This window comes from Risungbinella massiliensis, from assembly GCF_000942395.1.
In the GTDB taxonomy this organism is placed as follows: domain Bacteria; phylum Bacillota; class Bacilli; order Thermoactinomycetales; family Thermoactinomycetaceae; genus Risungbinella; species Risungbinella massiliensis.
Genome location: NZ_LN812103.1, coordinates 699,757 through 721,868 on the forward strand (window position 1 = coordinate 699,757; position 22,112 = coordinate 721,868).

20 protein-coding genes and 1 other RNA gene are annotated in these 22,112 nt (G+C 41.3%); 18 read left to right on the forward strand and 3 right to left on the reverse strand.

Features of this window, described 5'->3' with window-relative positions; all coding sequences use genetic code 11:
• Nucleotides 1–62 precede the first annotated feature (62 nt).
• Both glyQ and glyS read left to right on the forward strand, forming a co-directional pair.
• The gene (gene glyQ / locus VJ09_RS14655; RefSeq protein ID WP_044642387.1) at nucleotides 63–947 is read left to right on the forward strand and encodes a glycine--tRNA ligase subunit alpha; all 885 of its coding nucleotides are present in this window, start codon (nucleotides 63–65) and stop codon (nucleotides 945–947) included.
• A complete protein-coding gene (gene glyS / locus VJ09_RS14660; protein WP_044642388.1) occupies nucleotides 944–3,031 on the forward strand; it encodes a glycine--tRNA ligase subunit beta in 2,088 nt (695 codons plus the stop codon). Before glyQ ends, glyS begins: the two co-directional genes overlap by 4 nt.
• A gap of 32 nt (nucleotides 3,032–3,063) precedes the next feature.
• Here glyS and VJ09_RS14665 read toward each other — a convergent pair whose 3' ends face one another.
• On the reverse strand, nucleotides 3,064–3,960 hold the full coding sequence (locus VJ09_RS14665) for a DUF6612 family protein (protein WP_044642389.1): 897 nt from the start codon (nucleotides 3,958–3,960) through the stop codon (nucleotides 3,064–3,066).
• A 239-nt stretch (nucleotides 3,961–4,199) separates the two neighbouring features.
• Between VJ09_RS14665 and VJ09_RS14670 the strand changes: the two genes are divergently transcribed.
• The 8 genes from VJ09_RS14670 (at nucleotide 4,200) to VJ09_RS14705 (ending at nucleotide 14,180) form a co-directional block, all read left to right on the forward strand.
• Nucleotides 4,200–4,832, forward strand: a complete 633-nt coding sequence (locus VJ09_RS14670) for a transcriptional regulator CcpN (protein WP_044642390.1) — start codon at nucleotides 4,200–4,202, stop codon at nucleotides 4,830–4,832.
• A gap of 16 nt (nucleotides 4,833–4,848) precedes the next feature.
• A complete protein-coding gene (locus tag VJ09_RS14675) occupies nucleotides 4,849–5,664 on the forward strand; it encodes a pyruvate, water dikinase regulatory protein (RefSeq protein WP_230199161.1) in 816 nt (271 codons plus the stop codon).
• A 288-nt stretch (nucleotides 5,665–5,952) separates the two neighbouring features.
• Nucleotides 5,953–7,797: a DNA primase gene (gene dnaG, locus VJ09_RS14680; RefSeq protein WP_044642391.1), complete on the forward strand. Its 1,845-nt coding sequence runs from the start codon at nucleotides 5,953–5,955 to the stop codon at nucleotides 7,795–7,797.
• A gap of 14 nt (nucleotides 7,798–7,811) precedes the next feature.
• The gene (gene rpoD / locus VJ09_RS14685) at nucleotides 7,812–8,927 is read left to right on the forward strand and encodes an RNA polymerase sigma factor RpoD (RefSeq protein ID WP_044642392.1); all 1,116 of its coding nucleotides are present in this window, start codon (nucleotides 7,812–7,814) and stop codon (nucleotides 8,925–8,927) included.
• Nucleotides 8,928–9,323: 396 nt separating this feature from the next.
• Nucleotides 9,324–10,460: an acyl-CoA dehydrogenase family protein gene (locus VJ09_RS14690; protein ID WP_044642393.1), complete on the forward strand. Its 1,137-nt coding sequence runs from the start codon at nucleotides 9,324–9,326 to the stop codon at nucleotides 10,458–10,460.
• Nucleotides 10,461–10,553: 93 nt separating this feature from the next.
• On the forward strand, nucleotides 10,554–11,168 hold the full coding sequence (locus VJ09_RS14695) for a GNAT family N-acetyltransferase (RefSeq protein ID WP_044642394.1): 615 nt from the start codon (nucleotides 10,554–10,556) through the stop codon (nucleotides 11,166–11,168).
• Between the two features lie 71 nt (nucleotides 11,169–11,239).
• Nucleotides 11,240–12,319, forward strand: a complete 1,080-nt coding sequence (gene hppD / locus VJ09_RS14700; protein ID WP_044642395.1) for a 4-hydroxyphenylpyruvate dioxygenase — start codon at nucleotides 11,240–11,242, stop codon at nucleotides 12,317–12,319.
• A gap of 424 nt (nucleotides 12,320–12,743) precedes the next feature.
• Nucleotides 12,744–14,180 carry a M1 family metallopeptidase gene (locus VJ09_RS14705; protein ID WP_044642396.1) on the forward strand — a complete coding sequence of 479 codons (1,437 nt, stop codon included), beginning with the start codon at nucleotides 12,744–12,746 and terminating at the stop codon, nucleotides 14,178–14,180.
• Nucleotides 14,181–14,229: 49 nt separating this feature from the next.
• Here VJ09_RS14705 and VJ09_RS14710 read toward each other — a convergent pair whose 3' ends face one another.
• Nucleotides 14,230–14,448 carry a spore germination protein gene (locus tag VJ09_RS14710; protein WP_044642397.1) on the reverse strand — a complete coding sequence of 73 codons (219 nt, stop codon included), beginning with the start codon at nucleotides 14,446–14,448 and terminating at the stop codon, nucleotides 14,230–14,232.
• A 205-nt stretch (nucleotides 14,449–14,653) separates the two neighbouring features.
• Between VJ09_RS14710 and VJ09_RS14715 the strand changes: the two genes are divergently transcribed.
• The 7 genes from VJ09_RS14715 to VJ09_RS14740 all read left to right on the forward strand — a co-directional run bounded on the left by VJ09_RS14715 (nucleotide 14,654) and on the right by VJ09_RS14740 (nucleotide 20,020).
• Nucleotides 14,654–15,382, forward strand: a complete 729-nt coding sequence (locus VJ09_RS14715) for a tRNA (adenine(22)-N(1))-methyltransferase (RefSeq protein ID WP_044642398.1) — start codon at nucleotides 14,654–14,656, stop codon at nucleotides 15,380–15,382.
• On the forward strand, nucleotides 15,358–16,464 hold the full coding sequence (locus VJ09_RS14720; RefSeq protein ID WP_082050599.1) for a Nif3-like dinuclear metal center hexameric protein: 1,107 nt from the start codon (nucleotides 15,358–15,360) through the stop codon (nucleotides 16,462–16,464). Before VJ09_RS14715 ends, VJ09_RS14720 begins: the two co-directional genes overlap by 25 nt.
• 68 nt (nucleotides 16,465–16,532) lie before the next feature.
• Nucleotides 16,533–16,955, forward strand: an RNA gene (gene rnpB / locus VJ09_RS17825) — RNase P RNA component class A.
• 102 nt (nucleotides 16,956–17,057) lie between these two features.
• Nucleotides 17,058–17,342: a hypothetical protein gene (locus tag VJ09_RS14725; RefSeq protein WP_044642399.1), complete on the forward strand. Its 285-nt coding sequence runs from the start codon at nucleotides 17,058–17,060 to the stop codon at nucleotides 17,340–17,342.
• Between the two features lie 2 nt (nucleotides 17,343–17,344).
• A complete protein-coding gene (locus VJ09_RS14730; RefSeq protein ID WP_044642400.1) occupies nucleotides 17,345–18,412 on the forward strand; it encodes a M42 family metallopeptidase in 1,068 nt (355 codons plus the stop codon).
• Between the two features lie 143 nt (nucleotides 18,413–18,555).
• Nucleotides 18,556–19,281, forward strand: a complete 726-nt coding sequence (locus VJ09_RS14735; protein ID WP_044642401.1) for an isochorismatase family protein — start codon at nucleotides 18,556–18,558, stop codon at nucleotides 19,279–19,281.
• 118 nt (nucleotides 19,282–19,399) lie between these two features.
• On the forward strand, nucleotides 19,400–20,020 hold the full coding sequence (locus VJ09_RS14740) for a DedA family protein (protein WP_044642402.1): 621 nt from the start codon (nucleotides 19,400–19,402) through the stop codon (nucleotides 20,018–20,020).
• 37 nt (nucleotides 20,021–20,057) lie between these two features.
• Here VJ09_RS14740 and ftsW read toward each other — a convergent pair whose 3' ends face one another.
• Nucleotides 20,058–21,203, reverse strand: a complete 1,146-nt coding sequence (gene ftsW, locus VJ09_RS14745; protein WP_044642403.1) for a putative lipid II flippase FtsW — start codon at nucleotides 21,201–21,203, stop codon at nucleotides 20,058–20,060.
• A 197-nt stretch (nucleotides 21,204–21,400) separates the two neighbouring features.
• Between ftsW and VJ09_RS14750 the strand changes: the two genes are divergently transcribed.
• Complete coding sequence (locus VJ09_RS14750; protein ID WP_044642404.1) at nucleotides 21,401–22,078, forward strand: zinc metallopeptidase; 678 nt, start codon at nucleotides 21,401–21,403, stop codon at nucleotides 22,076–22,078.
• Nucleotides 22,079–22,112 lie beyond the last annotated feature (34 nt).

Here is a 22,112-nt window from a genome sequence, read left to right on the forward strand (position 1 = left end):
CCTATGAGCAATCATAGGCCGAGAAGCTTTTTTGCGTTTACTTTGAAGGAGGTAAGAGAAAGATGAATTTCCAAAAGATGATTCAAACGCTTCAAGACTATTGGGCAAAGCAAGGTTGTTTAACAGTACAGCCTTATGATGTAGAAAAAGGCGCCGGGACACTAAATCCGATGACCTTTCTCCGTTCACTGGGACCAGAGCCATGGCGGGTTGCCTATGTAGAGCCATCTCGTCGTCCAGCTGATGGTCGTTATGGGGAGAATCCAAACCGTGTTTATCAACACCATCAGTTTCAAGTTATCCTAAAGCCGTCTCCAGATAACGTTCAGGAGCTTTACCTAAATAGCTTACGAGCGCTCGGCATCGATCCGCTGACACATGATATTCGGTTTGTAGAAGACAACTGGGAGAACCCAACGTTTGGTGCAGCTGGTCTTGGATGGGAAGTTTGGCTGGATGGGATGGAAGTGACTCAGTTTACTTATTTCCAACAAGTTGGGGGCATCGAAACAGATGTTGTCTCAGCAGAACTTACGTATGGATTAGAGCGGTTAGCACTTTATATCCAAAACCAAGAAAATGTTTTTGATATGGCATATTCCGATGATTTTACCTATGGAGATGTTTTTTCACAACAAGAATACGAGCATTCCAAATATACGTTTGAAATTTCCGATGTAGCTCTTTTATTCCAACTCTTTGATTCCTATGAAAAAGAGGCAATTCGTGCACTAGACCAAGATCTGGTCTTTCCTGCCTACGACTACATTCTCAAATGCTCCCACACGTTTAACTTACTAGATGCCAGAGGAGCAATCAGTGTAACCGAACGGACTGGTTATATCAGTCGGGTTCGAAACATGGCAAGACGAGTGGCCAAGAATTATATTGCAGAACGGGAACGGCTAGGATTCCCATTATTACAAAAGGGAGGCGAGCCACAATGAGCACACAAGATTTGCTATTAGAAATTGGCTGTGAAGAGATTCCAGCACGCTTTGTCGAAGACGGGAAAAATCAATTGGCACAAAAAGTGACCGACTTGCTAACAGCAGAACGAATCTCCTTTGAATCAGTGGAAAGCTTTGCTACACCAAGGCGGCTAGCAGTAAGAGTATTGGGCGTTGCGGAGTTACAAGCAGATCAATCAGAAGAGGTGCGGGGACCTGCAGCCAAAATCGCCAAGGCTCCAGATGGCACTTGGAGCAAAGCAGCGCAAGGGTTTGCTCGTAAAAACGGAGTGGAGCTAGACCAACTAGAGATTCGTGAGTTTAAGGGGGATCATTACGTTTTTGCCGTACGTCAAGAAAAAGGATTGCCTACGACAGAAGTTCTCCAAGACAAATTGGCATCGCTCATCAGCTCGCTTCCATTTCCAGTTACCATGCGTTGGGGAGCGAGAAAAGAGCGCTTCATCCGACCGGTTCGTTGGCTTGTTGCTTTATTTGGTGAAGAAGTAATTCCGTTTGAATGGGCAGGAGTAACCGCAGATCGTACTTCCCAAGGTCACCGTTTCCTAGGGAATGCCGTATTACTTAATGACCCTAGTGAATACCAAGAGAAGCTACTTCAAGAGTCCGTAATGGTCGATCCAGAAGAACGGAAATCGCTCATACTGAAACAAATTCAGGAGTTAGAACAAGAACAAGGTTGGAACGTTCCGATTGACGAAGGTCTATTAGAAGAGGTGACCTACTTAGTAGAGACACCAACTGTGCTTACAGGGACTTTTGAAAAAGAGTATCTGCAAGTTCCAAAAGAAGTTCTTATCACTACGATGAGAGAACACCAACGATATTTCCCTGTAGAAAACTTGGACGGAGAGCTACTTCCATTTTTCTTGACCGTCCGCAACGGGGATCGTCATCAATTAGAAGTTGTAGCAAAAGGAAATGAAAAAGTTCTTCGTGCACGTTTGGCGGATGCGGAGTTCTTCTATTTGGAAGATCAAAAACAGACAATCGATCAGTATCTAGCAAAACTAGATAAAATCGTTTACCAAGAAGAGCTAGGAACCGTAGGGGATCGTCTGCGCCGGGTAGCAAATCTAGCACAGCATATCGGCTCTCAGATGGACTTAGCGGCAGAAGAGCAAGCAGATCTTACACGAGCAGCTACTATCGCCAAGTTTGATCTCGCAACACAGATGATTGGAGAATTCCCAGAGCTAGAAGGGTATATGGGGGGTATTTATGCTAGCCTAGCAGGGGAAAAAGAGAGTGTAGCGAAAGCAATTGAAGAACATTACTTCCCACATCATGCTGGAGATCTTCTGCCGGAGCAACGGATTAGCTTAATCTTATCTCTAGCAGATAAAGTCGATCAGATCAGTTCCAGCTTTGGTATCGGAATCCAACCAACAGGTTCTCAAGACCCGTATGGTCTGCGTCGAAAAGCAGCGGGAGTGACTCAAATCTACCTAGAGAGTAACTATGGACTTCCTAGTCTGGAGTCGGTACTTTCGCTCAGTATCGGTGAATTACAGTCTGCTGGCTTGCTGAAAAAAGAAAGAGATGCTGTTTTATCAGACCTTATAGATTTTGTTGGACTTCGTTTCAAAGCTGCTGTTCAAGAACAGATTCGTTATGACGTACTAGATGCTATTCTCCTCAGTGGTCTATCCAATCCAGCCCTCACCAAAGCAAAAGGTGAAGTGCTCATGCAACAACTAGAGCGTTCAGATTTTAAAGGAGAAGTAGAAGGCTTTACTAGGGTAGCCAACCTAGCAAAAAAAGCCAACTTAACTCAAGCAAACCCAGAACTCTTCCAAACAGACGCTGAACAGAAGCTTTACAAAGCTTATCAACATGCCATGAATTCGTATCAGTCTGCCATGGAATCTTCCCATCCAAATCAAATGTATCAAGCATTGGCTGGTATGACACCAGAGATTCATCAATTCTTTGATGATGTGATGGTTATGGTCGAAGAGGAGCAAATCCGAGAAAATAGATTGGCGCTGTTAGCACAGATTACTCAGCTAACTAATGATTTTGCGAATTTCGATCAAATTGTTTTCCCATCAGAATAAGCAAAAAACCGTCCGATTTGGACGGTTTTTCTTTAGATTTTATCCCCTGGATCATACGGTTGAGTTGTGAAAGGAGGATTATCTTGTACATCCTCATTACCCGAGTAAACTTCAGGTGGAAGAGAAATAGACTTTACCTCTCCTTGGAAAAAGCCTTGGATATTTGCTTTAGCATCTAAAATATCATCATTCATAAGTGGAACAGAGATGGAAATGTTTTGGCTCACTTGCAAAATTTGATGAGATTGTTTATGTAGGTGCAATTCTATTTGATAAGATTGAAACGTGGCTTGAGATTTTACTACATCTGGTCTAGCAAGAAGAGAATCAAAATGCGATTCCCCATATTTTTTTGCCAACGTAGGATCGTTTACATTCATCGTAAATACATATCGATCTGTTTCCTCTTTCATCTGAACATGCTGATTTAATCGCTCTGCCAAGATATGAAAGCTGTAGTTAGGGTCTTGGATTGTACTATCTAGTCGAAATGATTTACGTACTTGTTCGGCAGTCATGTTCTTTTTGCTCCAACTGCCATTACGCTTTTGATATAGTTCCGTGTCGATTAAATACAGCTCTAACCTTTCAGACTGTGTTTTCCCATTTTCTGCTTGCACTGTCCCTTGGATCGTCATATGAAATTTATCGAGATTTGTAATTTCAGTGTTTACAATTGCTATGGAAGTGGATTTTTTTTGTTCTTTTAGAAGTTGTAGCTGTTGGTTTGTCTTTATTTCCCAACGATAACCATCTAGTTGGTTCATTGCTATTTTGGCGTTCTCTAATATTTCTGCTGGGGTTTGGGTGTTAGGTGAAGTCGAGGTAGGTTTACTGGTTTCTGAAATAATGGAAGAAAGGATCAAAGAGCACCCAGATAATAAAGGGAAGAGGAATATCAAAAAAAGAATGTAACTCTTTTGTTTCATGATAGAAGGTAAATCCTTTCTCGTGTAAAATGGATTTTCTTACATTTATATCTTAAAGGGGAAAGAAGGGAATGCAAGGAGCTTTTTTGAAAAGAATGGTACTTTTTATCAAGAGTAATCCATTAAATGAAGTCTATTCTAGCGCTTACTCGAAACGAGTAAAGAAAAAGTATATACTAATAATATGTTGACTAGAATTAGTATGACATAATATCGGTTAGGAGGTGTTCAAGATCGATTTGACAGCACGTCAAGAAAAAATCTTGGAAATTGTGAAGGCAGAGGGTCCCATTACAGGAGAGCAAATCGCAGAAAAATTAGAGCTAACCAGAGCAACCCTACGGCCTGATTTAGCTATTTTGACTATGTCTGGTTTTTTAGATGCTCGCCCTCGGGTAGGTTACTTTTATTCTGGAAAGTCAGCCAACCAGCTACTTGGAGAAAAAATACGAAATCTACATGTAAAAGATTACAAATCAGTACCAGTCGTCATTACAGAGGAGACTTCAGTATATGACGCAATCTGTACCATGTTTTTAGAGGATGTAGGGACGATTTATGTGGTAAAAAAAGCTGGTTACTTGGTAGGTGTAGTTTCGCGAAAAGATCTTTTACAAGTAGCTATGGGGAAACAGGAGTTGACCTCTGTCCCAGTGGGGATTATTATGTCTCGTATGCCGAATCTGATCACCTGTACACCAGAAGATACTCTTTTTTATGCGGCGCAACAAATGATGAAACATCAAGTGGATTCGTTGCCCGTAGTTCGGCCCTTTCCTGATCAAGATGGACAATTAGAAGTATTAGGAAGGATATCCAAAACCACACTAGCCAAAGCTTTTGTAGAACTTGGACAAGCGATACAGATCTAACGAGAGGAGCGGCCTTGTGATTCCAACTAATCGATACCCTGTTATTTTTGTAGTTTCTGACTCTGTCGGAGAGACTGCAGAACTGGTAGTACGCGCAGCAGCTAGTCAGTTCCCAGAGCGGCCATTAGAGATTCGTCGTGTTCCTTATGTGATGGACCGTGGCACATTATCTGAAACGATCGCCGCAGCGAAAGAAGTTCAAGGATGCATTGCCTTCACTTTGGTGATTCCCGAGATGCAACAATTTTTAGTGGAGGAGTGTGAGAAAAAGGGAATTGAATACTTTGATATTTTGACACCGATGATCGCAAGCTTTTCGAGACAACTGCAAATAGCGCCACAGAGACAACCTGGCCTCGTACATAAATTAGATGAAGAGTATTTCCAAAAGATCGAAGCCATCGAGTTCGCAGTAAAATATGATGATGGACGTGATCCGAGAGGACTGTTGCGAGCGGATGTTGTCTTAATTGGCGTATCTAGAACCTCCAAGACACCACTTTCGATGTATCTGGCACACAAATGCCTCAAAGTTGCAAATGTGCCTTTGGTTCCTGAAGTCGAGCCTCCAGAAGAATTATACCTCGTTCCAAAAGAACGTTGTATTGGGCTTACGATCAATCCAAACCAGTTGAATGAGATCCGGAGAGAAAGGCTTCGTTCACTTGGTCTGACATCAGGTGCGAGTTATGCGAATATGTCTCGTATTTTAGAAGAACTATCTTACGCTGAACGAGTAATTGAAAAAGTTGGTTGTCAGCGTGTTGATGTGACGAACCGTGCAGTCGAAGAAACGGCAAACCTTATTTTGGAAAAACTAAAAAAGAATTAATTACTGTATAATAGGGTAGTTAACCATATAGTAGTTTATAAATAAGTCAAAGAAAAAATCTTTTCATAAAAAGGATATTTTTTATGTTGAAAATGGGTTTTTTCGGAGAAGGAGAACAAAATTACTTTGTAGAAATTGTACACTTAGATTCGTATTTCGCCTCCTTTTCTGACAAGAAAACATTTCTATTTAAAAGTACACTTTTTATGAAGGACTTTAAAAAGGGATGGCGAATACTTATCAAGATATGTACAAGCTAGCTCCTTATCTTAGAAAGCTGTGGTTTTCATGGGAGATCATCATTTTGAAGAAGCTGTTGAACAAGTTCGTAAGCAGACGGATATTTTAGAAGTAATAGGTCGCTATGTGACCCTCAAAAAGAGTGGGAAGAATTATTTTGGTCTTTGTCCCTTTCATTCGGAAAAGACCCCTTCTTTTTCTGTAACCCCAGACCGACAAATCTTTCATTGTTTTGGTTGTGGGCAGGGCGGCGACGTCATAAAATTTATTATGGAGATCGAGCAGTTTACGTTTGGTGAGGCTGTGCGGAACTTGGCAGGCCAAATCGGTGTTACCGTACCGAATACAGCAACTAATCGTGACGACCGTGAAGAAGAAGAAATACATACTATACGCCAAGCAATGGAACTCTCCGCTCAGCTATACCATCATTTGCTCCTTCATACGGAACATGGTGAACCAGCTAGAGAATATCTGGCAAAACGTCAGATTACAGAAGAGACGATTCGAGAGTTTCAAATTGGCTTTGCTCCCAGATTTCCTCAGTTTTTACTTAATTTCTTAACTACACGACGCGGTTATTCCATTCCAATTCTTCTAAAAGCGGGCTTGATCTCTCCAAGCACTCGCTCCAAGGATCAACATATTGATCGTTTTCGCGGGCGCTTAATGATTCCTATTCACGATACGCAAGGCCGAGTGATTGCATTCGGTGGTAGACTTCTAGGAGAAGGGCAGCCAAAGTATCTAAACAGCCCAGAGAGCAGACTGTTTCAAAAACGCCATCATTTATTTAATTTTCATCGTGCTCGCGCGACGATGCGAAAGCAAAAAGAGGCGGTTTTGTTTGAAGGGTTTTTAGATGTGATTTCCGCTTGGCAAGAGGGAATTCACCATGTAGTGGCTACCATGGGGACATCCTTGTCTGAAGACCATGCCAGATTTATGCGTCGCAATGTGGAAACAGCAATAGTTTGTTATGATGGAGATCGTGCTGGTCAGGACGCTGCGGAAAAAGCATCCCAACTCCTGCATAGTGTGGACTGTACAGTAAAAGTAGCAATGCTTCCTCATGGTATCGATCCAGATGACTATTTAAAAAAACATGGGGCTGCAACGTTTCGAGGAGATATTCTAGCGGGATCTTTATCTTATTATTCCTTCCGCTTAGAACGTTTGAAACGAAACTTTTCACTTCAAGACGAGACTGGTAGACTTCGGTATCTTTATCAGGCTGTACAGATGATTGGAGAGATCCCTCTTCCTATTGAGCGAGATCATTATTTACAAAAATTAGCAGAAGAATTTCATGTCCCTTTATCTACCTTAAAAGATCAATTGTCTCGCATAAAGGGGAAAAAGCAAAGTAGGAACACAAGGGATAAAGAGAAAGAGCAGTGGAATAATGGGTATTATGTAAATAGGAAAAGAAAGCACCCACCACTTCCACAAAAAAACAGAGTGGAACGATCCGAGATGTTTTTGATAGCGTATATGTTACGTGACAAAGGGATCGCGGAATGGGTAAAAAAAGAGTTGGGTGCAGAGTTTACAACGGATATCTATGCTGCATTAGCCGCTTATCTATTTTCTTATTATGAACGAGGTTATGATGCAGATCCAGTCCGCTTTCTTCATTACATGGGAGAATCTGAACTCAGTAGTGTTGTAAGTGAATTACTTACACGTGAAATTCCCGAACCAGTCTCTGAAAAAGAGCTACAAGAATATGTAGCAAATATAAGACGAGAACGGTTGGTGCAAGAAATTTTACAAAAAGAAGCAGAAGTCAACAGGCTTGGAATGATTGACCCATTGCGTGCTGCTGAGCTTCTACAAGAGTGTAACGAGCTACGGATAAGATTAAAGAATAATGATTTCGGTAGTTTTTGAAAGGAGGACTCCCCTTGGCGAAAGAACAGAATGTGGACACAGAATTGGAGCTGTCCCTCGACCAAGTGAAAGAGCAACTCATTGAATCGGGGAAAAAACAGGGAGTACTTACGTATAAGAAGATTACAGAGAAATTGGCACCATATGACCAAGATTCTCAACAAATGGATGAGTTCTTCGAGCAACTATCCGAATTGGGTGTTGAAGTAATCAATGAGGAAGATTCGGATGAAGGTTTCCGTCCAAACAATAATTCTGATGACAATTATTCGGACGATGATCTAAGTGTTCCTCCAGGTGTCAAGATTAACGATCCTGTGCGTATGTATTTAAAAGAGATCGGTCGAGTTCCTCTTCTATCAGCTGAAGAAGAAGTGAAATTGGCAATACGCATCGAAGATGGCGATGAAGAAGCAAAAAGCCGTCTTGCTGAAGCGAACCTTCGATTGGTGGTAAGTATCGCCAAACGATATGTAGGACGTGGAATGCTCTTCTTGGATCTCATTCAAGAAGGAAATCTTGGTCTTATCAAAGCGGTAGAGAAGTTTGATTTCCGTAAAGGATTCAAGTTTAGTACCTATGCAACTTGGTGGATTCGTCAGGCAATCACCCGGGCGATTGCGGATCAAGCACGTACTATCCGTATCCCTGTTCATATGGTAGAGACGATCAATAAACTGATACGTGTGTCTCGTCAATTACTACAGGAACTTGGCCGTGAGCCTGCTCCAGAAGAGATTGCAAAAGAGATGGGCCTTACACCAGAAAAAGTAAGAGAGATCATGAAGATCGCACAAGAACCAGTCTCATTGGAAACACCAATTGGGGAAGAAGACGATTCTCACTTGGGTGATTTTATTCCAGATGATGATGCACAAGCACCAGCTGAAGCAGCTGCTTATGAATTGTTAAAAGAACAGCTGAAAGATGTACTTGATACTCTTTCGGAACGAGAAGAAAACGTGTTAAGACTTCGTTTTGGATTGGATGACGGACGAACTCGGACTCTTGAAGAAGTAGGGAAAGTCTTTGGTGTTACACGAGAACGGATTCGTCAGATTGAAGCAAAAGCTCTCCGTAAATTACGCCATCCTAGTAGAAGTAAACGATTGAAAGACTTCTTGGAATAAAATAGTTTCCAATTTGGTTTCACAAATGGCTTTACCTATCTCTGCCAAGATGGGTAAAGCTTTTTTTATCATCGTAAGCAGAACTACACAGAATCTTACTATTTTTCTAACTAGTCATATCGGGATTGTGATATTTATCTATTCTGATGTTTGGATCTTCGTTACAGTCCATAATAGATCGAAATTGAGAGTATGTTTTTATTTAGACCGATAATGACTTTTTTGTGACAACCTCGTATGTTGATTCAATTTTATCTGTTTTATCAGGTGAATGCAAATCGAAAGCAGAAAAAAATGAAACCGATTCCAAGTAGATGGAAAGTGATTGAAGAGGGAACCAAACAATGACTATAATAAAATGTAAGCGCATTCAAAATCAGATTAGGAGGGCAATTCATGAACTTTGATCTGACCGAAGAGCAGTTTCTATTACGAAAGATGATGAGAGATTTTGCTGAAGGGGAGGTTGCTCCAGGCGCTGAAGAACGAGACAAACAAAAGGCCTTTCCGAGAGAGATAATAGCAAAAATGGCACAATTAGGGCTCATGGGATTACCATTTCCAGAACAGTATGGAGGTGGGGGAGCAGATACGATCAGTTTTGCTATTGCTGTTGAAGAATTAAGTCGAGTTTGTGCCTCTACTGGTATTACCTACTCTGCTCATATTTCTCTGGGGGGCGCTCCTATTCATATGTTTGGAACAGAGGAACAAAAGGAGAAGTATTTGGTTTCGATCTGCGATGGTACCTCATTAGGTTCTTTTGGTCTCACGGAACCGAACGCTGGCTCGGATGCAGGAGGAACAGAGACAAAAGCTAGTTTTCAAGATGGGAAATGGGTCATTTCGGGGAATAAATGCTTTATCACCAATGGTAGTTATGCAGAGTTTATTACATTAACAGCTGTTACTAGCCAGTCAGATTCAAAAGAGATAACCGCCTTTATCGTTCCAACAAAACAAGAAGGGTTTCAAGTATTGGAATCTTATGAAAAGATGGGACTCCATAGTTCCAATACGACGGAGTTGGTTTTGGATCATGTAGAAGTTGACCAAAATCAAATATTAGGAGAAATAGGAAAAGGATTTCGGCAATTCCTTGTGACGTTAGATGGTGGACGAATCGGAATTGGTGCGATGGCAGTAGGAGTCGCTCAAGGTGCTTATGAGAAAGCTCTTCAGTATGCCAAAGAACGTAAACAGTTCGGACAAAGCTTAAGTAGGTTTCAGGTAATTCAGCATAAACTAGCCGATATGGCGATGGAGATTGAGTTAGCTAGAACTTATGTGTATAAAGCGGCGTGGTTAAAAGATCAAGGACGAAAATTCACCAAAGAGGCGTCCATATGCAAGCTCTATGCATCTGAAGTAGCAATGCGGGTATGCAGTCAAGCAATCCAAATTCATGGTGGCTGGGGATATATGCGTGATTATCAGGTAGAACGTTATCTTCGTGATGCCAAACTATTGGAAATTGGAGAAGGAACTTCAGAAATTCAGCGTAATATAATTGCACGGGAAATTGGTTGTTAGTTGTAAAATTTTGTGAGTAGAAAGAAGATTGGCATAAGGTAAATCCCTCGATAAAATAAGAAAAAGTCTGTAAACCAGATAGGGGATTTTACCATGGATTTTGCTAAACCGATTTTGATTGAGTTTCCCAACTCGTTTACAACCGAACGTTTAATTATTCGTCAACCACTGCCAGGTGATGGTGAAGTGGTTTATGTTGCCATGATGGAATCATTAGATCAACTACAACGATGGATGCCATGGGCAAAAAAAGCCCCTACGCTAGAAGATACAGAAGCAAATGTACGTCAAGCATATGTACAATTTCTAGAACGAACCGATTTGCGATTTCATCTGTTTCACCATGATACAAAAGAATTTATCGGCAGTAGTGGGTTACATCGAATTGATTGGAAGGTACGTAAATATGAGATTGGATACTGGTGTCGATCTACATTTGCTAGACAAGGTTATATCACGGAAGCGGTGAAAGGACTTACCGTATTTGCTTTCCAATTTTTAGAAGCCAATCGAGTCGAGATTCGATGTGATGAGCAGAATCTAGCTAGTAGAAAAGTTGCGGAACGAGTAGGATTTCAGATGGAAGGGATTTTACGCAATCATGACCTTTCGGTTGATCAGAAATTGCGTAATACATGTGTCTACTCCATGATCTCCGAAGATTTCTTAAACTTGGCAAAGCGTAACCGTAAGAATGCTTCAATGTAAGCGTTTGCAAAATGGCGGATATTTTCTGTATCCTAAAGATGAGAGCCTAATATTCTTTTGGAGGGATAGAGATGAGTTCCGCTTTTCCTATTTTAGATGTGGATTATTTAGAGTATTATGCTGGAAATGCAAAACAGACCGCATTTTATTTCCAAAAGGCCTTTGGATTTCAATTGCAGGCTTACCGAGGTTTGGAGACGGGAGATCGTCAACAAGTTTCCTATGTGTTAACACAAGGGAAAATCCGTTTACTCATCAGCGGTACGTATCAGTCGGACCATCCAATTGCGCGGTTTGTGAATTTGCATGGTGATGGAGTACGTGATATTGCATTGACCGTTCCCAACGTAGAGGAAGCATTCCAAGTTGCCAAGGAAAACGGAGCAAAAATTATCCAAGAACCAACAGAATTACGGGATGAACATGGTGTAGTGAAGACTGCTGTAATTGGGACTTACGGAGATACTGTTCATACTTTAGTAGAACGTACAGATTATCATGGAGCTTTCCTCCCTGGATTTCAGGCTATGACTTCAGAACAAAATGATGCGGGATTGATCGCAGTCGATCATGTAGTAGGGAATGTAGAAGAGATGGAAGAATGGGTAGAGTATTATGAAAAGGTTATGGGCTTTCAACAGATGATTCACTTTGATGATGAAGATATCAGTACAGAGTATTCCGCTTTAATGTCCAAGGTAATGCATAATGGAACGGGGAAAATTAAATTCCCAATCAATGAGCCTGCTACTGGGAAGAGAAAATCCCAAATTCAAGAGTATTTAGAGTATTACAATGGTCCAGGTGTACAGCATTTAGCACTTTTAACGGAAGATATTGTAGAAACGGTAGCAACTTTATCAGCTAGAGGTGTACCTTTCTTAAATACTCCAGATAGCTATTATCAAGAGTTGGGAGCTCGTGTTGGTCCGATTGATGAAGACTTAGATCAACTGAAAAAGTATGGTATTTTGGTAGATCGGGATGAAGATGGCTATTTATTGCAGATCTTTACCAAGCCTTTAGTAGATCGTCCTACCTTGTTTATTGAGATTATTCAACGAAAAGGTGCACGAGGTTTTGGTGAGGGGAACTTTAAAGCCCTTTTTGAGGCAATTGAGAGGGAACAAGAAAAGAGAGGGAATTTATAAAGCGAATTGTATTATAAATCCAACTGAAAAATTACATCTAGACTTCGTTTTGTAGTGACAAAAACCTTTCGGCTGAAAACTAGTTCCAACTTAATATAACCTAACTATTAGAAGTTTTAGCTTAAATATAGCTTGTTGCATTAATCCAAGTTAAACGTAGGCGCACCGCCGGTTTTCCCGCTTATGATCTGCTCCGGTTCCCTATCGCTCATAGTTGTATCTCCAAAGGGGAAAACCTCTGGCTTAGGGCTAAATTATGCAACATGCTCTAAATAGAATATACAAACGAAAGCATCTGGGTCCAGATCGGACCCAGATGCTTTCGTTTATAACAGGCAAAGCGTTAATTGGAAAATTTTTTCATACTTTTCCCTTGATTGGGTCAAGCTACTAGCGAAATGAAACTCAATCAGGAGTGATACGTATGAAACGCTTTGCATGTACTGTATTTTTGATAATGGCTTTGTTCTCTTCTACATTGCAATTGGAAGTACTAGCAGATCCAGTGCAAACAGCTCGTCCTAAGTATGAGATTCAGGCGAAATATGATGCTTCCAAGCAGACTGTTAGTGGACACATGGTAGTTACCATTCCGGAGATGCGATTGTTCCCGCAAAAAGAGGCATTCTTTCAGCTGTATCCCAATGTTTTTAAAGACTGGAAATACGAGAAAGAATCTAAGCCAGAAAAACCTGGATATCTCAATGTGAAAAATGTCCAAGTAGATGGAGTAACAGTAAAAGAAAATGTGAAAGAGACAATTTTACAGGTTCCATTTGGGAAAGAAGTGCCAATTGGAAAAACAGCTCGAATTGAGATGGATTATGAATTGGTATTGCCCAAAGGTGGTACTCGCTTAAATACATACGAGAATACAGCCTTTTTAGCACAATGGTACCCTATGTTGGTAGTGCAGGATAAAGAAGGTTGGCACAATGACCCCTATACTACTGTTGGCGATCCATTTTATACACAAATGTCCGATTTTGAAGTCTCCTTTGACCTTCCTGCTGGTTACCAAGTGATCAGCTCTGCAAAAGATCAAGCATCTCCGGCAGAAAAGATGGTTCTCAAACAAGACAATGTTCGTGATTTTGTAGCGGTTTTGACCAAAGATTATCAAGTGATTCGTGGCAAATCTGGAAAGACAGATGTGAATTTATGGTATCTCAAAGGTATGGAAAAAGAAAGCAAACCCCTTCATGAAGCAGCTCTGTCTAGTATGAAATTTTTTGGAGAGCGATTCGGTGAGTATCCTTATGAGGAAGTCGATGTGGTATTGGGCGAAACAGGATTTGGAATTGCTGGTATGGAGTATCCTGGACTTATCACTTCGATTGCAAAAATGCCTACCATGACTGGTGAGACGCCAGCTATTAGTGTGGTGGCGCATGAATTGGCTCATCAATGGTGGTATGGTGTTGTCGGAAGCAACCAAGCGAAGGAACCTTGGCTTGATGAGGGGCTGACCACGTTCTCGGAACATTTGTTTATGCAAAAACAGATGAAAGAAGATGATCGTGATTGGCTAAAAAAAGCAAGTGATAAAACGGATGAGATTCATAAAGCAGTAGGAATTCACTCTGCGCAAAAACTGTATGACTATCCAAATGAGATTTATGGGATTATGGTTTATATTCGACCTGCCGCTATGATGTATCAGCTAATGGATGACATCGGAGAAGAAAAGGTAATGGAGATTCTAAAAACTTATTACGAGCGGTACCAATTCCAGACTGCAACTAGTCAGGACTTTTTCAAGGTAGCGAATGAAGTATCGGGAAAAGACCTAAAACCGTTCTTTGATAAATGGTTGTATTTCAAAGATGGAGAGCCAAAAAAGACAAATACTGCATCTTAATAAAAAAGGCATGGTGCTTAAGGTACCATGCCTTTAAATGTAGAGCCCTTTAAAAAAACTTGAATTGTGTCTGTGAATAAATATCTGGATCAAAGTATTCATTGTTTGCAGCATGTGCATTGGCAGAGAAATCTCCAATCCCACCACTACCACCTACTGAAACGTCTTGATCAACAGGATTTACGTTGATTGCATTTCCGATATTGACCTGACCTGTATCAGATACACTATTGATTTTGACATTTACCAATTGGTTTAATACTGACATCTATATCACCCCAAATCTAGGCTCCTATATGATATGAGAGACGGTATAATATAGTGAAACTTCATTCACCGGGGCTTTTCTATTCTCCTCACTGAATGGAGTTGACCTTATCGGGTTCCTTATGGGCAGTTTTCACTCATCTGTGGTAGGGGTTTTACTGACTGTTAGAACGGGATAAAGGAACGAAAAAAGACGGAGGGGCATCATGGACTTACCTATGTCGGAACGTTTACATACTATTTTACGCTATTTGTTACCTAACCACTTGACAGCAGATATCGGAGGTGATCATGGCTATCTTCTGATTCAAGCTGCCAAAAAAGGCATATTATCCAAAGGGATTATTGGTGAGATCAATCGAGGTCCTTGGGAAGCTGCCAAGCGTCATGTCAAGATGTTTGAATTGGATAATCAGATTGAGGTTCGTCTTGGTGATGGGTTGAGTGTACTGCAAAATGGGGAAGCAGAGCAGATCTGTATTGCTGGGATGGGGGGAGCACTGATCTCCCGAATTTTGGAAGAGGGAAAGTTAAAGTTGGGCAAGATTCGACGTTTGGTGCTCCAGCCTAATGTTGGTGAACACCGAGTACGGCAGTGGTTGCGGGAAAATCGATTCCATATTGTAGACGAGCAGATCGTACTGGATCAGGAAATCTATTATGAGGTAATTGTGGCAGAACCGATTATAGAAACGGACGAGAATAATGAGTTATCCACAGCACGGTGGGATGAGATTGGTCCCAAGCTATGGGAAAAACGAGATCCTCTGTTTCTAGCAAAGCGACGCACAGAGCAAGAACAACGAAAGAGAGTACTTCAACAATTATTGGCAGCAAAGTCCCCAGAAGCAATAGCTAGAAAAAAGGAACTAGAGCAAGAAATAAAACGTTGGGAGAAGGTGCTAGAAGAGTGGCAATTCAAGGAAACAATTTAATTCAGGTGATGTCCCAAGTTGCTCCACCTGGTTTGGCCGTGGAAAAAGATCGTATTGGTTTACAATTAGGGGATCCGCAAGCCCTGGTCAAGAAAGTACTGGTTACATTAGATGTGACGGAAGAGGTAGTGGAGGAAGCAATTTCCCTAGGTTGTAACTGGATTGTAGCTCACCATGCGATCATTTTTCATCCTCTGACCCATATTCGTCTAGATCAGCCACAAGGGAAATTGCTACGAAAATTAATTCAACATCAGATTCAAGTTTTTATTGCACATACCAATCTAGATGCAGCAGAAGATGGAGTAAATGATGTATTAGCAGATTTGTTGGGATTACAAAACACCAAAGTATTGGTTCCATACAAAGAGGATCGTTATCTAAAGTTAGTAGTGTTTGTTCCGGAGAGCCACAAGGAGAACATGAGAAAAGTTCTAGGAGATGCAGGAGCAGGTTATATCGGAAAGTATAGCCACTGTAGCTTTTCCACCTTGGGAACAGGAACCTTTATGCCTCAAATGGGAACTAATCCATATATCGGTGAAGTAGGGAAATGGGAGAAGGTTTCAGAGGTCCGTTTAGAAACGATCCTTCTGGAATCCGAACGAGAAACGATTATCACTGCGATGAAAGAGGCACATCCGTATGAAGAAGTAGCTTATGATCTCTATCCACTCGCTTTGTCCGGTGTTCCTATTGGTTTTGGGAAAGTAGGAGATTTGGCGTCTCCGATCTCCTTAGGCGAATTTGCCCAACAAGTAAAGAGTGCTTATCATGTAAAAGGGCTTCGAATGGTGGGAGATCCAACCAAAATGGTACAAAGAGTGGCTATTCTTGGTGGGTCTGGAAGTCGGCATGTATCAGATGCTCTAAAAGCGAAAGCGGATGTATATCTTACTGGTGATATCGATTTCCATACTGCTCAAGATGCATTAGCTGCTGGGATTAGTTTGCTTGATCCAGGACATCATGTAGAATACTTAGCGATGTCTGAGCTAATGTCTCAATTACAAAAGCGCCTACCAAATGAGGTACCTGTTTACCTTTCTAGTGTAGATACAAACCCTTTTCGATTTGTTTGATTTTCCAATAATTGCTTGTATCATTTTGCTATACTCTGATATAGTATATTTATGTTGCTTTTTTACAGAAAGTAAGCTAGGTAATCGCCGGTGGTGTACCGCAAGGTCCCACGGGAGGAAAGTCCGAGCTCCATAGGGCAGGGTGCCGGTTAACGACCGGTGGGAGCGATCCTAAGGCTAGTGCCACAGAAATGTAGACCGCCGATGGGGGCCATTAGGCCTCACAGGCAAGGATGCAACGGTGCGGTAAGAGCGCACCAGCAGCATGGAGACATGCTGGCTAGGTAAACCCCACTTGGAGCAAGACCTAAGAGGAGACCGGTGTCATTTTGATGGCACAGCTGTTGCCCGCAGTGGTCTCGGGTTGGTCGCTGGAGGTGTGTAGCAATGCACATCCTAGACAGATGATTGCCACTCCAACAGTGGGAGACGAACAAGCCGTCGTTTAGACCACTAGGAGTACAAAACTCGGCTTATTGCTTGCTTTCTGTTTTGGCTTGTTTCAAATAAATACGAATAGGTATAAGGCCTCTTGTCGAAAATGTGGACAAGGGGCTTTTTGTATTTTACGAAAAAGAAGGATGAGAACATACATGAATCAAGATTTCACTTCGTACGATGCATATCTGGAGCGTTATCGCCTTTTCTACGATGAAGAAGGAGATGAACGACCACCGATCATGAGTCAAGAAGAGTTTCAGCAACGATTTGACCTTTTACGAGATTCTTATCAAGTTTATCAACAATACATTGATATGGGTCAGGTAGAACAAGGATCTATCTATTATCAAAGTGTGATCAATGGCTTAGAAAATCTACTAGCGATTGCAGATGGAACAGATAATTTCTCTCAAGATATCTATGGAGGTGCCATCTAGTCATGCATTTTCTACAACAACTGACAGAGGCAAGAGGCGTACCAGGTTATGAACAGGAAGTTCGTACTTTGATGGAAGAGGAACTAAGTAAACTAGGTGCTGCAATCCAATATGATGGTCTTGGTAGTATTTTTGGAAAAAAACCAGGAACTGCAAGCAATCCGCGTGTTTTAGTAGCGGGTCATTTGGATGAGGTAGGATTTATGGTGAGTGAGATTACCAAAGGTGGCTATCTCCGTTTTGCACCACTTGGCGGTTGGTGGTCACAGGTTCTCTTGTCCCAACGAGTTCAAATTGTCACAGAGAGACGTTCGTATACAGGTGTCATTGGCTCCAAACCGCCTCATATTTTAACACTAGAAGAGCGAAACAAGGTTTATCCCATTAGAGAGATGTATATTGATGTGGGAGCACGTAGTGATGAACAGGTAAAAGAATGGGGGATTCAGGTAGGAGATCCGGTTGTTCCAATCTGTCCATTTGAGATCATGCCAGACGGAGACACCATTTTAGCCAAAGCACTAGATAACCGAATGGGCTGTTATATGGCAGTTGAAGTGCTTCGTCAACTTCAGATGACGGATCATCCCAATACCATTATTGCGGGGGCAACAGTACAAGAGGAAGTCGGACTGCGTGGTGCTCAAACTGCACCTTACGAAGTGAAACCGGATGTTGCATTTGCACTGGATGTTGGAGTTGCAGAAGATGGTCCAGGTCAAGAAGGATCAGGTAAAGCAAAACTTGGGGAAGGACCTCTCCTCACTTTTTTAGATGCTAGCATGATTCCAAACATACCACTCCGCAACTTGGTGGTCAAAACGGCAGAAGAGAACAATATCCCTTATCAAACAGAGACCATGCTTGGTGGCGGTACCGATGCTGGGAAATTCCATCTGTATCATCGTGGTATTCCCTCTATGGTAGTAGGGGTTGCTGCCCGCTATATCCATAGTCACACCTCTATGATTAGCAAACGTGATTTGGAAAACGGAATTCGCCTCTTGGTAGAAGTAATTAAGAAACTAAACACGGAAACCGTTCGACAGCTGACACACTATATAGGATGAAGTTAGGACTCTAGGGAAGGATAAAAAAGCTTACCTAGAGTCTTGTTTGTATTACATATAAAAATAGAGAGGATTCCAATGCTGTTACGCTGTTGTGTTGATGTTATGCTAATCTAAGAGAAACAAAGAAGGAGAGAGAGAAAATGGAGAAAAGTGCTTTTCTGTCGTATATGAGAAATGACTTGGAGAAAAATCCTGTCGTATCAGTAGAGGAACTGGTAGCAAAAGCAGGTGGGATCGATCATCTTTATCTTGTGATGGTGGATATTATCAAAGGTTTTTGTGAAGTAGGAGCTCTGTCGAGTCCGAAAGTATTGGAAATGGTACAACCTGTGCAGAAGCTAGCTACCAAACTTCAAAAGATGGGATTGCCTTCATCCAATTATCTTTTTTTACATGATGCTCATCCTAGCGATGCAGTTGAATTTGGATCCTTTGCACCTCATTGTGTTCGAGGAACTGTGGAAGCGGAGATAGTCGATTCACTACGCGTTTTTCAAGAACAAAAAGGTTCCCTCACTTTTTATAAAAATGCTACAAATGGAATGTTCGGTAAAAATGAAGATGGATTACGGTTTTGCGATTGGTTAGAAAAGACCCTTTCGAAGCCAAATAGTCTCTTTTTGGTAGTAGGGGATTGTACGGATCTCTGTATATATCAAAATGCCATGAGCATTCGCATGTTGGCAAATGAGTTAAACGCCAATACTTCCGTATATGTCTCAACTGAACATGTTCGAACGTATGATCTTCCAATCGAGACAGCGAACCAAATAGGAGTAATGGCACACGATGCTGATTTCTTAGACACAACATTTCTTTATCACATGAAGTTGAATGGAATAGAAGTAGTTCAGAAAGTAAAATAGTCGAATTTTTTTTTAGGTGGATTACTAGTATGGAAGTCTCTGTCTTTCTTCTGATTCCTCGATTGTGATATGCTAGAAAAAGTTGTTTGAAATAGCTTTTAGTAGATGGAGATGTTCAATGGATCAGACATGGATTGAATTCCTACAACAATATGGATATATAGGGATATTTTTATTTCTAGTTGTTGGGATTGCAGGACTCCCTTTGCCAGACGAGATCATGATGACCTTTCTGGGGTATTTAACGACTACAGGGAAGTTGGACTTGCTGTATACCTATCTCAGTTCTCTTCTGGGATCTGCGGCAGGGATCACGATCAGTTTTGTCATTGGGAGTAAATTCGGCTACCCTTTTATTAAGCGATATGGAAGTCGATTTTTTATTACTCGGCGAAGGCTGAAGGTCTCACAGCTTCTATTTCGCAGATATGGGAATTGGCTGTTATTGGTAGGCTATTTCATACCAGGTGTTCGGCATGTCACGGCTTATTTAGCTGGTATCACGAAAACCTCCTTCCTTCGCTTTGCTATATTTGCCTACAGTGGAGCAGTAATTTGGTGTGCAACTTTTATTGGATTGGGGCATTTTTTAGGTTCAAAATGGGAGACTGCATTTGCCCTGTTCCATCATTACGGCATTATGATTGGTGTTATTGTGGTAGTAGCTATTATCGTATGGCTCATTGTGAAGATGTTCTTTTTTGGACGTAAAAGGGTATCCGATCAAAAAGACCTTTAAACGAGGTTTAGGAATATTCTCGTTTAAAGGTCTTTTTTTATGTGGTGGTTGCCTGTTCTGAATCATTTGAAGTGGCAGTTTGCTGTTGTTGTTTATTGGATACAAACCGATAACGGGAAATGTTAGTTAAGATGCCTATTGTAATCATATTCATCATCAGTGCTGTTCCACCGTAACTGATAAACGGAAGGGGAACACCTGTGACAGGTAACATGGCTGTTACTACACCAACATTAAAGATAACTTGGATGCTGAATAGGGAAAGAATCCCGATGCTGACCAAGGTACCAAATTGATCTGGAGCTTGGATGGCGATTCGAATTCCCCGATAAAGAAGCAAAATGAAAAGAAGAAGTAAAACTCCAGCACCAAGAAATCCAAGCTCTTCCGCAACGATGGAAAAGATAAAGTCATTATAAGCTTCAGGAAGATAAGCCAGTTTTTGCATGCTGTTACCTAGTCCAACGCCTGTTAGTCCACCTGGTCCAATAGCGTAGAGAGAGTATGAGATTTGGAGTCCAGCACCGGTAGGATCACTAAAAGGATTAAACAAGGTCTGGAGACGCTCTACTCGGTATCCATCTAATAAAAGAACTCCGACAAGGGAAGGAATGCCGATGAGGGCCAACATCGGAAAATATCGGATGGGAACCCCTCCAACAAACATAATGACAATACTACACAAAAGTATTATTAACGTAACGCTAAAATGTGGTTGTGAAATAAGCAGGGCACAGATCATACCCACGACCAACAATGGTGGAATAACGGACCGATGGAACTGATGGATCACCTGTTGTTTTTTTACCATGATCGATGCCGTATAGAGAATGACAGTCAATTTAGCAAGCTCTGAAGGTTGAAATGAGAGTGATCCTAACTCTAGCCATCTTCTAGAGCCGTTTATTCTGTCTGTAAATAATACTGCTATTAATAAACCAAACACCAAAATCAATAGTTTCCCTATATGTTTTCGATACCATCGGTATGGGATATTCGACACAATAAAAAAGAGAACGATCCCAATCCCTGCAGCGGTCAACTGTTTGACAAAATAAAAATATGGATCTTTATGATCGATGATCCCTTTATAATAGCTGGTACTAAAAACCATCACGAGACCGAATCCAGTCAATAAAAAGGTGATCAAGATTAGCCAGTAATCTGGCTTTCTACGTTGCACTCAAGTACCCTCCTTCAAAAACAATTCCTCTAATAAAACTCTTTAGCTGATAATGTTTCTCTTTTTATAAAAAGATCTCCTTTCCGAACAGAGAGTTTTCCCTTGGATTCAGCGAATAAAAAATATTTCATCTATTACAATCGGTTATTGCTGTTAAGAAAAATAGGGAATACCAAACAGATGAAGGAGGGAATGAAATGGTTTGGTACCTTCTGATGCTAGTTAGCATCGGGATTACTATTTGGGCTCAAGTAAAAGTACAAGGTAATTTTTCGAAATGGTCGCAAGTCCGCGCTTCAAGTGGATTGACAGGTGCAGAAGTAGCAAGACATATTTTGGATCGAAATGGGTTATCTAATGTGACTATAGAACGGATCCCTGGTAAACTATCTGACCATTACGATCCAAGTGCGCGGAGAATACGTTTATCAGAAATGGTTTATGATTCTAACTCGATAGCTGCGATCTCAGTAGCAAGTCATGAGTGTGGTCATGCACTTCAGCATCAAGAAAGTTATGGAGCACTTGTCTTGCGCCATCGACTTGTTCCAGTTCTTCAATTTACATCAGGAGCAGCACCTTGGCTTCTTTTGGCAGGAATCTTTTTTCGCGCCACCGGATTATTGTTTATTGGGATTGTATTTTTTGCAGTTGCAGTTGTCTTTCATTTAGTTACCCTACCTGTTGAGTTCAATGCCAGTGCCAGAGCAAAACGGATTTTAGCTTCAGAAGGGTTCATCAGAGGAGCTGAAGATCGGGGAGTAGATAAAGTTCTCGATGCAGCCGCCCTTACCTATATTGCAGGGGCTCTTGTCGCTTTGATGCAATTATTTTACTATATCGCAATCTTCCTAGGACAGAGAAATAGGGACTAGTTCGTATAAATCCTTTTGAATTCTACATACTAAA

What these genes read in the sequence shown, in the direction of transcription:
- glyQ (WP_044642387.1), top strand. Translation starts at nt 63, where the DNA reads ATGAATTTCCAAAAGATGATTCAAACGCTTCAAGACTATTGGGCAAAG.
- glyS (WP_044642388.1), top strand. Translation starts at nt 944, where the DNA reads ATGAGCACACAAGATTTGCTATTAGAAATTGGCTGTGAAGAGATTCCA.
- VJ09_RS14665 (WP_044642389.1), bottom strand. Translation starts at nt 3,960, where the DNA reads ATGAAACAAAAGAGTTACATTCTTTTTTTGATATTCCTCTTCCCTTTA.
- dnaG (WP_044642391.1), top strand. Translation starts at nt 5,953, where the DNA reads ATGGGAGATCATCATTTTGAAGAAGCTGTTGAACAAGTTCGTAAGCAG.
- VJ09_RS14690 (WP_044642393.1), top strand. Translation starts at nt 9,324, where the DNA reads ATGAACTTTGATCTGACCGAAGAGCAGTTTCTATTACGAAAGATGATG.
- VJ09_RS14695 (WP_044642394.1), top strand. Translation starts at nt 10,554, where the DNA reads ATGGATTTTGCTAAACCGATTTTGATTGAGTTTCCCAACTCGTTTACA.
- hppD (WP_044642395.1), top strand. Translation starts at nt 11,240, where the DNA reads ATGAGTTCCGCTTTTCCTATTTTAGATGTGGATTATTTAGAGTATTAT.
- VJ09_RS14705 (WP_044642396.1), top strand. Translation starts at nt 12,744, where the DNA reads ATGAAACGCTTTGCATGTACTGTATTTTTGATAATGGCTTTGTTCTCT.
- VJ09_RS14710 (WP_044642397.1), bottom strand. Translation starts at nt 14,448, where the DNA reads ATGTCAGTATTAAACCAATTGGTAAATGTCAAAATCAATAGTGTATCT.
- VJ09_RS14715 (WP_044642398.1), top strand. Translation starts at nt 14,654, where the DNA reads ATGGACTTACCTATGTCGGAACGTTTACATACTATTTTACGCTATTTG.
- VJ09_RS14725 (WP_044642399.1), top strand. Translation starts at nt 17,058, where the DNA reads ATGAATCAAGATTTCACTTCGTACGATGCATATCTGGAGCGTTATCGC.
- VJ09_RS14730 (WP_044642400.1), top strand. Translation starts at nt 17,345, where the DNA reads ATGCATTTTCTACAACAACTGACAGAGGCAAGAGGCGTACCAGGTTAT.
- VJ09_RS14735 (WP_044642401.1), top strand. Translation starts at nt 18,556, where the DNA reads ATGGAGAAAAGTGCTTTTCTGTCGTATATGAGAAATGACTTGGAGAAA.
- VJ09_RS14740 (WP_044642402.1), top strand. Translation starts at nt 19,400, where the DNA reads ATGGATCAGACATGGATTGAATTCCTACAACAATATGGATATATAGGG.
- VJ09_RS14750 (WP_044642404.1), top strand. Translation starts at nt 21,401, where the DNA reads ATGGTTTGGTACCTTCTGATGCTAGTTAGCATCGGGATTACTATTTGG.